Origin of the sequence: Rhodococcus antarcticus, assembly GCF_026153295.1 — a bacterium.
Taxonomy (GTDB): Bacteria; Actinomycetota; Actinomycetes; order Mycobacteriales; family Mycobacteriaceae; genus Rhodococcus_D; species Rhodococcus_D antarcticus.
The window spans coordinates 3,097,666-3,109,573 of sequence record NZ_CP110615.1; the positions used below are offsets into that span (position 1 = coordinate 3,097,666).

An 11,908-nucleotide genomic window follows, 5' to 3' on the forward strand; every position below is an offset into this window, starting at 1 on the left:
CCGCCTCAGCTCTCCGGGCTCGTGGCCGCCGGAGCCTTCGTGGCGGCGGTCGCCTTCCTGGCCGGGGCCTTCTTGGCAGCGGTCGTCTTCTTCGCCGGGGCCTTCTTGGCAGCGGTCGTCTTCTTCGCCGGGGCCTTCTTGGCAGCGGTCGTCTTCTTCGCCGGGGCCTTCTTGGCGGCGGTCGCCTTCTTCGCCGGGGCCTTCTTGGCCGTCTTCTTCGGCGCCGGGCCCCGAGCCCGCCGCTCGGCGAGCAGCTCGACGGCCCGCTCGTCGGTCAGGGTCTCCACGACGTCACCCTTGCGCAGGCTCGCGTTGGTCTCGCCGTCGGTGACGTAGGGCCCGAAGCGGCCTTCCTTGACCACCATCGCGGCTCCGCTCACCGGGTCGCTGCCGAGCTCGCGCAGCGGGGGAGCCGCGGCGGCCCGGCCCCGACGCTTCGGCTCGGCGTAGATCTTCAGGGCCTCCTCGACGGAGACCGTGAACAGCTGCTCCTCGTCGGTCAGCGAGCGGGAGTCGGTGCCGCGCTTGAGGTACGGGCCGTAGCGGCCGTTCTGCGCGGTGATCTCCTCACCACTGACCGGATCCACCCCCACCACGCGGGGCAGGGACAGCAGCCGCAGCGCGTCCTCGAGGGTGATGGTGGCCAGGTCCATCGACGCGAACAGCGAGCCCGTGCGCGGCTTGGGGCCGGCGGCCTTGGCCGCCGCCTTCTTCGCGGGCGCCTTCTTCGCCGGCGACCGGGTCTTGGTGGCAACGCCACCTCCGGACCCGGTGGCAACGCCACCCCCGGACCCGGTGGCAACGCCACCCCCGGACCCCGTGGCGACGCCACCGGCCCCCGTCGGCAGGTCCACCGGCGCGGGATCCAGCGGCGTGGGCGGCGCAGCCCCGTCCTCGGGGGGATCGGGCAGCAGCTCGGTGACGTAGGGACCGAAGCGGCCCTCCTTCGCCACGATCTCGTGCCCGCTCAGCGGGTCCACCCCGAGCGTGCGCCCCTCCTGCGGGGTGGAGAACAGCTTCTCGGCGACCTCGAGGGTCAGCTCGTCGGGCGAGAGGTCCTCCGGCAGGTTGGCCTTCTGGCTGACCAGCTCGCCGGCCTCGGCGCCGTCCGCGGAGACCATCCGCTCGAGGTAGGCGCCGTAGCGGCCGACCCGGACGTGGACCGCGCGGCCCTCGCTGTCGTCGAACAGGCGGATCGAGTTGACCGCGCGGGCGTCGATCTCCTCGAGGTTCACCCCCACCAGCTTCTTCAGTCCCCCGGCCCGGGCCACGGAGTCCTCCGGTCCGGTCTCGCCACCGAAGTAGAAGCCCTCCAGCCAGTGGGTGCGCTGCTCGCGACCGGCGGCGATCCCGTCGAGCTCGTCCTCCATGGCGGCGGTGAAGTCGTAGTCGACGAGGCGGCTGAAGTGCGCCTCGAGCAGGCCGACGACGGCGAAGGCGATCCACGCCGGGACCAGTGCACTGCCCCGCTTGTACACGTAGCCGCGGTTCTGGATGGTCTCCATGATCGAGGCGTAGGTCGACGGACGGCCGATGCCGAGCTCCTCGAGGGTGCCGGTGAGGCTGGGCTCGGTGTAGCGGGCCGGCGGGTTGGTCGAGTGCCCGTCCGGGCTGAGGGCGGCGGCGGTGAGGGCCTGGCCCTGCACCAGCTGGGGCAGCCGCGACTCCTTGTCGTCGGCCTCCCCGGCGGCGCCCTCGTCCATCGTCTCGACGTAGGCCTTGAGGAAGCCGGGGAAGGTGATCGTGCGCCCGGAGGAGGCGAACACGCACTCCTCACCGGTGCCGGCGGTGCCGGCGATGCGCAGGCTCAGCGTGGTGCCGCGCGCATCGGCCATCTGCGAGGCCACCGTGCGCTGCCAGATCAGCTCGTAGAGGCGGAACTCGTCGGTGGCCAGCTGGGAGTGCAGCTGGCCGGGGGTGGCGAACGCGTCCCCGGCCGGGCGGATCGCCTCGTGGGCCTCCTGCGCGTTCTTCACCTTCCGGGTGTACTGCCGGGGGGCGTCGGGGACGTAGGCGTCGCCGTAGAGCTCCCGGGCCTGGGCCCTGGCGGCGGTGAGCGCGGTCTGGCTGAGCGTCGTGGAGTCGGTCCGCAGGTAGGTGATGTGCCCGTTCTCGTACAGCCGCTGGGCGATGCGCATGGTCCGCTCGGAGGAGAAGCCGAGCTTGCGACCGGACTCCTGCTGCAGCGTGGAGGTCATGAACGGCGCGTAGGGCTTGCGGGAGTAGGGCTTCTCCTCCACCGAGGTGACGGTCAGCGCGACACCCTCGAGCGCCTCGGCCAGACGGTGGGCGTGGGCGGAGTCCAGCACCGTCACCGTGGACGAGGCCTTGACGACGCCGAGGGAGTCGAAGTCCCGGCCCGAGGCCACCCGGGCGCCGTCCACGGTCTGCAGGCGGCCGCCGAAGGACCGCGGGGTCGCGTCGGCCCCGGCGTCCAGGGTCGCGGAGATGTCCCAGTACCCGGCGGAGCGGAAGGCCATCCGGTCGCGCTCGCGCTGGACGATGAGCCGGGTGGCCACGGACTGCACGCGCCCGGCGGACAGCTTCGGCATCACCTTCTTCCACAGCACGGGGCTGACCTCGTAGCCGTAGAGGCGGTCGAGGATGCGCCGGGTCTCCTGGGCGTCGACGAGGTCGCCGTCGAGCTCGCGGGTGTCGTTGGCCGCGGCCAGGATGGCGCTCTCGGTCACCTCGTGGAACACCATGCGCCGCACGGGAACGGTGGGCTTGAGGGTGTCCAGCAGGTGCCAGGCGATGGCCTCGCCCTCACGGTCGGGGTCGGTGGCGAGGTAGAGCTCGTCCACCGTCTTCAGCAGGGCCTTGAGCTCGCTGACCTTCGTCCTCTTGTCCGGGCTGACGACGTAGAGGGCCTCGAAGCCGTGGTCGACGTTGACGCCGAGCCGCGCCCAGGGCTCACCCTTGTACTTGGCCGGCACGTCGGCGGCACCGCGCGGCAGGTCGCGGATGTGGCCGATGGAGGCCTCCACCACGTAGTCCGGCCCGAGGAAGGCGCCGATCTTCTTGGCCTTCGCCCCCGACTCGACGATGACCAGACGACGGGTGCCGCCGCCGGTCGCCTTGCTGCGTGCTGCCACTGCTGGCCCGTACCTTCCCTGCTGCGCTGGGACCCCTCGGTCGATCCCGGGGTCCTCGGTTCAGCCGCCGTGCTGCCGCGGCCGGTCGAGCACAGGGTGGCACACGACGCGGGGGGGCTGCCGCGAACCTGGGGTCCACGTCACCGGCGACGCACCTCGTCGGGGTCCGGCCAGCCGCCGGCGCCCGCGGCACCCTCGGGGGCGCCACCCACGGTCTCGGCCAGCCGCAGCAGGCGTCGGCGACCGCTCACCCGCAGCCCCGGACCACCGCCACGGGCGCTGAGCAGCGTCGCCGCCAGCCCGGCCCGGGACAGGGCGGCGGCGAGGGGCAGGTGGGTGTCGACGGCGTGCGGGTCGAGCCCCAGGACGAACCCCGCGTCGTCCGTGCGTCCCGCAGCGAGGGTCCACGCCCGCAGCGCCCGCCCCCCGGGCACCCACCCCGGGGGCACCGTCTTCACCGCCCCCTTCGTCCACGACGCGCGCAGCGGACCCAGCGCCGCCGAGGCCGCGCTGCGCACGAGGGGCCGCCCCTCCTCGGACTCCCCCGTCTCGGCCTCGATCCCGCACGCACGGACCAGCTCCGCGAGCTCGGCGGCCCGCCACCGGTCCTCCACGACCACCGACACCCGCGTCGCGCCTGCGGTCGTCACGAGCTGGCCGTGGGCGGCCAGGATCCCCGCCAGGTCCTCCACGGCGGGGTCGACGAGGTCGGCGGAGAAGAAGGACAGCTGGGCCACGGCGTCACCGTAGGTCAGCGGGTGCGCGCAGGGCGGGAGGCGGCCGTCCTCAGCGGGCGAGCGCCGCGCACTCGGGAGCAGCGGTGATCGCGGCGCTGACCTCCGGTGACTGACCCTGGTTGAGGCTGGCGAACGAGGCCTGCAGGGCGGCGATGGCGTCGCTGAAGCCGGACACCAGGCCGCCGATGGCAGCGGCGTCGGACGGGTCCGCGGCCTCGGCCGCCGTGGCGAGACCCTGGAACCGGGTGGCGGAACCGCTGAGGGCGTCGACGGCCCCCTGGGTGAGCTGGCTGTCGCCGCCCACCGGTGGCGGTCCGACCGTGGACAGCGCCGTCGCGGCCTCGGTGAACACGGCGGCGCCCTGGCGGTAGAACGCGGTCAGGGAGGTCTTCGCGGCCGCCGGCGACGAGGTGTCCGGGGTCGGCAGTGATCCGAGGGTCGTCAGCGGGGCGGCCGCCGTGCAGAAGGCCGACGCCCAGGTGGCGAGATCGGCCGGGACGGCGGTCGCGGCGGCACTGCTCGTCCCGCCGGACGACGCGGCGGCCGACGCGCTCGTCGCGGTCGACGACGTGCTCGTGGGTGCTGGGTCGGCGGCGTTGCCGGAGCTGCACCCGGCGAGGAGCAGGGCGAGGGAGACGGTGAGGGCGGCGGTGCGGCGCACGGGAGGACCTTCCTGGAGGAGGAACGACAGAGCCCCCACTACCCGGAGGCAGTGGGGGCTCTGTGCTGAGCGGAGGCTCAGACGGCGCGGACGCCGGTGGCCTGGGGACCCTTGGTGCCCTGGCCGACCTCGAACTCGACGCGCTGGTTCTCCTCGAGGGTGCGGAAGCCGCTGCCCGAGATCTCGGAGTAGTGCACGAAGACGTCAGCCGAACCGTCCTCGGGGGCGATGAAGCCGAACCCCTTCTCCGCGTTGAACCACTTCACAGTGCCCTGGGCCATGCTGGTATCTCCTTGTGCGAAAGCTTGGTGCGGTGAGTCACACGTGCGACCCGCCGGGCCGGTCACGATCGTGGAAGACCGGCGGCTCTGGGAGCTTTCTGGCAGACCACGCCCGCAACGATGATCCTGCGAGCGCGTACACGAACACAGAAGCTGCGACCACGACAAGTGAACCACGTTCGGGCCCAGGTGAACAGCAGGAGAGCCGACGACCGTCGCGGCGGGCGCCCGCGCGGCCGTCGGATCGGTCAGGTCCATCGGGTCGGTCGGGTCCGTCAGATCGGTCGGATCGGTCGGATCGGTCGGTGACCGTGGCTACGGTCGCCCGGTGGTGGTGAGCGGGGTGACGTCCTACGGCAGCGAGCTGCTGGGCCGGCTCCTCGCCGGGGTGCCGCGCGGGGAGCTGCCGCTGACCCACACCCGCGAGCTCCCCGCCCGGCAGGCCCAGGTGGTGGCCTGGCCGGGGTGGGTGGCGCCCTCGGTGCGCGGCGCCCTCGTCGGGCGTGGGGTGGAGCGGCCGTGGAGCCACCAGGTGGCCGCGGCCGAGCACGCGCACGCGGGACGGCACGTCGTGGTCGCCACCGGTACCGCGTCGGGCAAGTCGCTGGCCTACCAGCTGCCCGTGCTCAGCGCGCTCGCCACCGACCCCCGCGCGACGGCGCTGTACCTCTCGCCGACCAAGGCGCTGGGCGCGGACCAGGTGCGCTCGGTGGCCGCGCTCGGCCTGCCCGACGTGCGGGCGTCGGTGCTCGACGGCGACACCCCCCTCGACGAGCGCGACTGGGTGCGGGCGCACTCCCGCTGGGTGTTCACCAACCCGGACATGCTGCACCTGGGGGTGCTCGCGCGGCACGAGCGCTGGGCGGTGTTCCTGCGCCGGCTGCGCTACGTGGTGGTCGACGAGTGCCACTCCTACCGCGGGGTGTTCGGCTCGCACGTGGCGCTGGTGCTCCGCCGGCTGCTGCGGATCTGCGCCCGGTACGGCTCGGCCCCGGTGGTGGTGCTGGCCAGCGCAACGTCCGCGGATCCCGCGCCCGCGGCCGGCCGGCTGATCGGTGCCGACGTGGTGGCGGTCACCGAGGACGGCTCCCCGCACGGGCCGCGCACGGTGGCGCTGTGGGAGCCACCGCTGCTGGAGCACGTCAGCGGGGAGAACGGTGCGCCGGTCCGGCGGTCGGCCGGCACCGAGGCCGCCCGGATCCTGGCCGACCTCGTGGTCGAGGGCGCCCGGACCTTGGCCTTCGTCCGCTCGCGGCGGGGTGCGGAGCTCACCGCCCTGGGGGCGCGACGGCTGCTCGAGGAGGTGGAGCCGGGGCTCGGGCAGCGGGTGGCCGCCTACCGGGCGGGCTACCTGGCCGAGGACCGGCGCTCGCTCGAGGCAGCGCTGGGCGACGGGCGGCTGCTGGGCGTGGCCACGACGAACGCGCTCGAGCTCGGGGTGGACGTCGCGGGGCTCGACGCGGTCGTGGTGGCGGGCTTCCCGGGCACGGTGGCCTCGTTCTGGCAGCAGGCGGGGCGGGCGGGGCGGCGCGGGGAGGGTTCGCTGGTGGTCCTCGTGGCCCGGGACGACCCGATGGACACCTACCTGGTGCACCACCCCTCGGCGCTGCTCGACCGGCCGGTCGAGGCGTCGGTGACCGACCCCGCCAACCCGTACGTGCTGGGCCCGCACCTGGCGTGCACGGCCGCCGAGCAGCCGGTGACGGTGGCGGAGGCCGACGCCCTCGACGCCGTCGAGCTGCTGGACGAGCTGGTCGCTGCGGGAGTGCTCCGGCGGCGCCCGCGCGGGTGGTACCTCGCCGCCGGGCAGCGCCCGCACGCCGACGTCGACCTCCGCGGGACCGGTGGGCTCGCGGTGGCCATCGTGGAGGAGTCGACCGGCCGCGTGCTGGGGACGGTCGAGAACGGCTCGGCGCCGTCCCAGGTGCACCCGGGGGCCGTGCACCTGCACCAGGGCACGTCCTACGTCGTGGACCACCTGGACCTGGACGACGGGCTCGCGCTCGTGCACGCCGAGGACCCCGACTGGTCCACCTCGGCGCGCTCGGTGACCGACATCGGGGTGGTGCGCTGGATCTCCCGCGCCGTGCACGGAGCGGTCGAGGTGGCCCTGGCGGAGGTGGAGGTCAGCGACCAGGTGGTGGGCTACCTGCGCAAGGACCGGACCGGCGCCGTGCTGGAGACCGTCGAGCTGGACATGCCCGTGCAGGTGCTGCGCACCCGGGCCGTGGTCTACGCGCTGGACCCGGAGCTGGTGGCGCGGTGCGGGGTGGGCGAGGCCGAGCTGCCCGGTGCGCTGCACGCCGCCGAGCACGCGGCCATCGGGCTGCTGGGACTGGTGGCCACGTGCGACCGCAGCGACATCGGTGGGGTGTCCACGGCCCTGCACCCGGACACCGGTCGCCCGACGGTGTTCGTGCACGACGGGCACCCGGGCGGGGCCGGCTTCGCCGAGCGCGGGCACGCGGAGATCGTCCGTTGGCTCACGGCCACCCGGGACGCGATCGCCGCGTGCGAGTGCGCCTCGGGATGTCCGTCCTGCGTGCAGAGCCCCAAGTGCGGCAACGGCAACGACCCGCTGCACAAGGCCGGGGCGGTGCTGGTGCTCGACGCGGTGCTCGGCGAGCTCGCGGGCTGAGGACCGCACCCCGCGTGCGTTGTGCGCGCACAACGTCGTTCCGGGGCTGTTCTTGGTGCGTTGTGCGCGCACAACGCACCACGAACGATGTGCGGCTGGGCCGCACCGGTGGGCGCACCGCGGGAGGCGTCCGTACCGTGCTCGGGAGTCCTGAGAGCCGGGGCCCGCGAGGAGGTCACGGTGAAGGTCCTGGTCACAGGTGCGCACGGCAAGGTCGGACGCGCGACGGTCACGGCACTGCAGGAGGCCGGCCACGACGTCACCGCCACCGACGTCGCCCGCCCCGTCTTCGACACCCCCGAGCCCGGCGCCCCGCGCTACCAGCAGGCCGACCTCACCGACGCCGGCCAGGTCTACGGCATCGTCCGTGGCCACGACGTCGTCGTGCACTGCGCCGCCATCCCGGAGCCGACGCAGAACCCGCCCGAGGTCGTGTTCGGCAACAACCTCATGTCCCTGTTCCACGTGATCGAGGCGTCCGTGCGCTTCGGCGTGACGCGCGTGGTCAACCTCTCCAGCGAGACGGTGCCGGGCTTCTTCTTCCCCGAGCGCGACTTCCTGCCGACGTACGTGCCGGTGGACGAGGAGCACCCGATCGCCCCGCAGGACCCGTACGCACTGGCGAAGCACTTCGGCGAGCAGCTGTGCGACGCGGCCGTCCGGCGCAGCGACATGCGGTGCACCTCGATCCGCCCCTCCTGGGTGCAGACCGCCGACAACTACGCACGCAACCTCGGACCGCTGCTGGCCGATCGCTCCCTGCTCAGCGCGAGCCTGTGGGCCTACATCGACGCACTCGACCTGGCCGACGCCCTCGTGCTCGCGGTGGAGTCCGACCTGCCCGGGCACGAGGTGTTCTACATCGCGAGCCCGGACAACGTGGGCGGGCGGGACTTCGCCGCCGCGGTGCACGAGCACTATGGCGACGCGATCGAGCTGCGCGAGGTGGACCGCGTGGACGCCTCGGGGATCACCAGCGCCAAGGCGCAGCGGATGCTCGGCTGGACCCCCACCCGGAGCTGGCGCGACCACCTCACCCCCGAAGGCCGACCTCTGGCCTGAACCCCGGCCCCGGCGCCAAGTGCGGGCTCTTCGTCGTCGGACACCCCCGGATGACCGCCACAAGCCCGCACTTGGCGCGGGAACGAGGTGCGGGCGCTCAGGGGTGGCGGGCGAGGAACCGGGCGGCCGCCGCCACGGGACGGTGCGCGAGCGCGCGGTCCAGCGTCGCGTCGCCCCGCGCCACCCGGCCGAACGCCGTCCACCCGGGACCCGTCCGAGCGATCCCCGCGTGCACCATCCGCGGCCGCCGGGCCAGCGCCGCGTGCAGCAGTGCACCGGCCGCCATCTCCACCCCGAGGGTGCGCTCGACCTCGCCCGGGTAGTCGGCCAGCACGCCGGCGGCCGCGGCCCCGGCCAGCGCGCCGGACCGCAGCGCGAAGGAGATCCCCTCCCGGGTCCACGGCTCCAGCAGCCCGGCGGCGTCCCCGCACACCAGCACCCGGCCGCGCCGCAGCGGTGAGCCGGGCTCGCGGCAGCGGGTGAGGTGCCCGGAGCTGCGCTCCACCTCGGCGCCGTCCAGCCCCATCTCGGTCACGAAGCGGTCGAGGTACGCGCGGGTCTCGACCGGCGAGCCCTTGGCCGCGATCACCCCGACCGTGAGCCGGTCGCCCTTGGGGAACACCCACGCGTAGGAACCGGGCAGCGAGCCCCAGTCCAGGTGCACCCGTCCCGTCCAGCCGACCATCGACACCGGTCGCAGCTCCACCTCGAGCCCGAGGTCGACCTGGGCCAGCCGGACCCCCACGTGCGCGCCGATCCTGCTCGCGCTGCCGTCCGCCCCCACCACGGCGCGGGCGTGCACCGGTCCGGAGCTGGTGGTCAGCACGACGACGTCGTCCACCTCGGCCAGCGCCGTCACCGTGGTCGACTCCCTCAGCTCGGCACCCGCGGCCACCGCGGCCGTGGTCAGCGCCGCGTCGAGCTCCGCGCGGTCGACCATCCGGAACACCGGTGTGCGGGCGCGACGGGTGCGGGGGCGCCGACCGTCGACGGTGAAGCTGACCCGGGTGATGACGTCGCGCTCGGGCAGGTCGAAGCCCGCCGGCAGCGCTGCGAGGGAAGGGCCGATGATCCCGCCACCACACGTCTTGTAGCGGGGGTGGGTGGCTCGGTCGAGCAGCAGCGTGCGCGCCCCCGCCTCGGCGGACACCCGGGCGGCGGACGCCCCGGCCGGTCCCGATCCGACGACCACGACGTCCCACGGCACGTTCACCGGGTGCACGGTAGCGGCGCTACCGTTCGCTGCTGTGCGACGGATGACGGACGCGGCCTTCCGCGACAAGCAGCTCGCCGGGACGACGGAGCCGCACGTGGCGCCGGTCAACGCGCTGGTCGACGCGCTGCGCGACCGCGAGGGTCGCGGCACCGTCCCGCACCTCGCGCCGCTGCACGGTGGCACCGGCTCGCTGCTGCTGGTGCTGCTCCCCGGACCCGGGTCCGCCGACGGCCTGCTGTGCGTGGAGAACGACGACCCGGCCTCGGTCGAGCTGAGCTCGGCGTTCAGCGGCCTCGGCATCCCGCCCAGCACGTACACCCTCTGGAACGCCTACCCGTGGGCCACCGGCGACCGCGTCGACGACGAGCACGTCACGGCCGGGGTGGATCCGCTGCTGCGCGTGGTGGACCTGCTGCCCGAGCTCCAGCTGGTGCTGCTGTGCGGCCGCACCGCGCAGTCGTCGTGGGTGCACGCGCTGAAGCGCCGGCCGTACCTGGAGCGCAGCGTGGCCACCGTGGTGGCGGCCGAGCCCGGGACGGACCCGGCCACCAACCAGGCGGCCTACACCGAGGCGCAGCAGCTGCTCTGGACGCTGTGACACCGCTGGCCCCGCACTAGGGACCCACCGGACCGGCCCGCGCCCGGCCGTGGCCGGAACCCAGCCCGGAGCCCGCGTCCACCTCGACGACGGCGTCCCACCCGTCCAGCTCGCAGCGCACGAGCTCGGCGTCCATCCCGTCGGTGACCACCCGGGCTCGCGTGCAGGCCGCCGCCGGCCCCTCCAGCGCGTGCGCCGCCACGGCCAGCGCCGCGAGGTCGGCCGCGGACTCGGCCCGGTGCCGGGTGCTCACCGCGGACCCGAGCTGGAGCACGAGGACGGCCAGGGCCACCAGCGCGGCCATCGCCCCGACCGCCCAGATGGTCGCCGAGCCGGTCTCGTCCTCGGCGAGCCGGGTCACTGCCCGGGCTCCAGCACCGCGACGGCCGTGCCCCGCAGGTCGAGGCCGGGGAGCAGCCGGCTCGTCGCGCTCACCGCCGCGGTGACGGTGTCACCGGCGGTGGTGACCACGATCGTCGCCCCGTCCGGGGCCACCTGCTGGGCGGCGCTCACGGCCCGGTCGCCCTCCCCGCGGGCCGCCAGCCGGGCCGCCTCCCGCGCCGCGTCGAGGCACTGCACGTGCACCGCCGCGGCCAGCACGGCCCCGATCGCCAGCACCAGCACCGCGGTGAGCGAGGCCAGCGCGATGGCGGCCTCCACCGTGACGTAGCCGCGGTCGGCGGCCAGGCGGGCGCGGACCCGGCCGGCGGCACCCATCAGATGCTCGCGGTGAGCGCGCGCTGCACGAGATCGGTGAGCGCACCGACCACCGAGTCCCCGGTGACCACCGTGTAGAGCACCGCCCCGAAGGCCGCGGCGGCGATGGTGCCGATCGCGTACTCCGCGGTGGACATCCCGTCGTCCTGCCCGGCCAGCTCGACGAGCCCGTTCTCGATCTTCGCCCTGATCCCCATGGTGACTTCCCTCCTGAATCCACTGTGGACGTTCCACGGTGGGAGCTCATCCGACGATGCCGCCCTGCAGCACCGGACCTGCGAGCCCCAGCACCACGGGCACGACACCCAGGCACAGGAAGGCCGGCAGGAAGCACAGGCCCAGCGGGCCGGTCACGAGCACGCCGGCGCGCTCGGCGGCAGCTGCCGCGGCGTCCTCGGCGCTGCCGCGCTGCTCAGCGGCCAGCTCGGCGACACCGGCGGCGAGCGAGGCGCCCGAGCGGGCCGAGCGCCGCGCGAGGCGGGCCAGCGGCTCCGCAGCGGGCTCGGCGGCGGCCGCGGCCCACGCCGCCTCGGGCTCGGCCCCCAGGATCAGCAGGTCGGCGGCCTGGCGCAGCACGGAGCCCAGGGCCGGGGGCGCCGAGGCGGCCACGACCTCGGCCGCCGTCGCCACGGGCAACCCCGAGCGCAGGCAGGCCGCCAGCAGGTCGAAGGTGCCGGCGACGGCGAGCGGGTCGAGCGGCGTGGTCCTGTCCCCGCCGAGGCGCACCAGCACCGTGCGCACCCCGACGGCCAGCACGACGCCGGCCACGGCACCCGCCACCCCGCCCACCCCGAGGGCGACCGCCGCACCCAGCAGCCCGGAGACCACCAGGGGTGCGGCCGCACCGAACCGGTCGGGGCCGACCTCCGCCGTGGGCACCAGCAGCGCCCGGATGCGCGCCTG

Annotated in this window: 12 protein-coding genes; 3 read left to right on the forward strand and 9 right to left on the reverse strand. The window is 74.7% G+C overall.

The window, feature by feature from the left end; all coding sequences use genetic code 11:
- Positions 1-5: 5 nt before the first annotated feature.
- The 4 genes from topA to RHODO2019_RS15135 all read right to left on the reverse strand — a co-directional run bounded on the left by topA (position 6) and on the right by RHODO2019_RS15135 (position 4,774).
- The gene (gene topA, locus RHODO2019_RS15120) at positions 6-3,095 is read right to left on the reverse strand and encodes a type I DNA topoisomerase (protein ID WP_265382561.1); all 3,090 of its coding nucleotides are present in this window, start codon (positions 3,093-3,095) and stop codon (positions 6-8) included.
- 140 nt (positions 3,096-3,235) lie between these two features.
- Entirely contained in the window at positions 3,236-3,832 is a 597-nt protein-coding gene (locus RHODO2019_RS15125; protein ID WP_265382562.1) for a hypothetical protein, read from the reverse strand.
- 49 nt (positions 3,833-3,881) lie between these two features.
- Positions 3,882-4,493 carry a hypothetical protein gene (locus RHODO2019_RS15130; protein ID WP_265382563.1) on the reverse strand — a complete coding sequence of 204 codons (612 nt, stop codon included), beginning with the start codon at positions 4,491-4,493 and terminating at the stop codon, positions 3,882-3,884.
- 77 nt (positions 4,494-4,570) lie between these two features.
- Positions 4,571-4,774, reverse strand: a complete 204-nt coding sequence (locus RHODO2019_RS15135; RefSeq protein WP_265382564.1) for a cold-shock protein — start codon at positions 4,772-4,774, stop codon at positions 4,571-4,573.
- A gap of 328 nt (positions 4,775-5,102) precedes the next feature.
- Between RHODO2019_RS15135 and RHODO2019_RS15140 the strand changes: the two genes are divergently transcribed.
- Positions 5,103-7,412, forward strand: coding sequence for a DEAD/DEAH box helicase (locus tag RHODO2019_RS15140; protein WP_265382565.1), 2,310 nt, complete (start codon positions 5,103-5,105; stop codon positions 7,410-7,412).
- A gap of 180 nt (positions 7,413-7,592) precedes the next feature.
- Entirely contained in the window at positions 7,593-8,474 is an 882-nt protein-coding gene (locus RHODO2019_RS15145; protein ID WP_265382566.1) for an NAD-dependent epimerase/dehydratase family protein, read from the forward strand.
- Between the two features lie 97 nt (positions 8,475-8,571).
- Here RHODO2019_RS15145 and RHODO2019_RS15150 read toward each other — a convergent pair whose 3' ends face one another.
- Positions 8,572-9,687, reverse strand: a complete 1,116-nt coding sequence (locus RHODO2019_RS15150; protein WP_265382567.1) for a geranylgeranyl reductase family protein — start codon at positions 9,685-9,687, stop codon at positions 8,572-8,574.
- A gap of 34 nt (positions 9,688-9,721) precedes the next feature.
- Here RHODO2019_RS15150 and RHODO2019_RS15155 point away from each other — a divergent pair, with 34 nt between their 5' ends.
- Positions 9,722-10,288 (forward strand): uracil-DNA glycosylase family protein, encoded by a 567-nt coding sequence (locus RHODO2019_RS15155; RefSeq protein ID WP_265382568.1) that lies wholly within the window; start codon positions 9,722-9,724, stop codon positions 10,286-10,288.
- Between the two features lie 16 nt (positions 10,289-10,304).
- Here RHODO2019_RS15155 and RHODO2019_RS15160 read toward each other — a convergent pair whose 3' ends face one another.
- From RHODO2019_RS15160 to RHODO2019_RS15175, 4 genes are read right to left on the reverse strand one after another with little or no spacing between them, the layout of a single operon-like run.
- Positions 10,305-10,649: an Rv3654c family TadE-like protein gene (locus RHODO2019_RS15160; RefSeq protein ID WP_265382569.1), complete on the reverse strand. Its 345-nt coding sequence runs from the start codon at positions 10,647-10,649 to the stop codon at positions 10,305-10,307.
- A complete protein-coding gene (locus tag RHODO2019_RS15165) occupies positions 10,646-11,005 on the reverse strand; it encodes a TadE family type IV pilus minor pilin (protein ID WP_265382570.1) in 360 nt (119 codons plus the stop codon). The genes RHODO2019_RS15160 and RHODO2019_RS15165 overlap by 4 nt, the downstream gene beginning before the upstream one ends.
- Positions 11,005-11,202 (reverse strand): DUF4244 domain-containing protein, encoded by a 198-nt coding sequence (locus tag RHODO2019_RS15170; protein ID WP_265382571.1) that lies wholly within the window; start codon positions 11,200-11,202, stop codon positions 11,005-11,007. The genes RHODO2019_RS15165 and RHODO2019_RS15170 overlap by 1 nt, the downstream gene beginning before the upstream one ends.
- A gap of 46 nt (positions 11,203-11,248) precedes the next feature.
- Positions 11,249-11,758 carry a type II secretion system F family protein gene (locus tag RHODO2019_RS15175; protein ID WP_265384807.1) on the reverse strand — a complete coding sequence of 170 codons (510 nt, stop codon included), beginning with the start codon at positions 11,756-11,758 and terminating at the stop codon, positions 11,249-11,251.
- Between the last annotated feature and the right edge of the window lie 150 nt (positions 11,759-11,908).

Excerpts from the sequence above, each read along its gene's own strand:
- RHODO2019_RS15170 (WP_265382571.1), bottom strand. The coding sequence starts at position 11,202 with ATGGGGATCAGGGCGAAGATCGAGAACGGGCTCGTCGAGCTGGCCGGG.
- RHODO2019_RS15135 (WP_265382564.1), bottom strand. The coding sequence starts at position 4,774 with ATGGCCCAGGGCACTGTGAAGTGGTTCAACGCGGAGAAGGGGTTCGGC.
- RHODO2019_RS15165 (WP_265382570.1), bottom strand. The coding sequence starts at position 11,005 with ATGGGTGCCGCCGGCCGGGTCCGCGCCCGCCTGGCCGCCGACCGCGGC.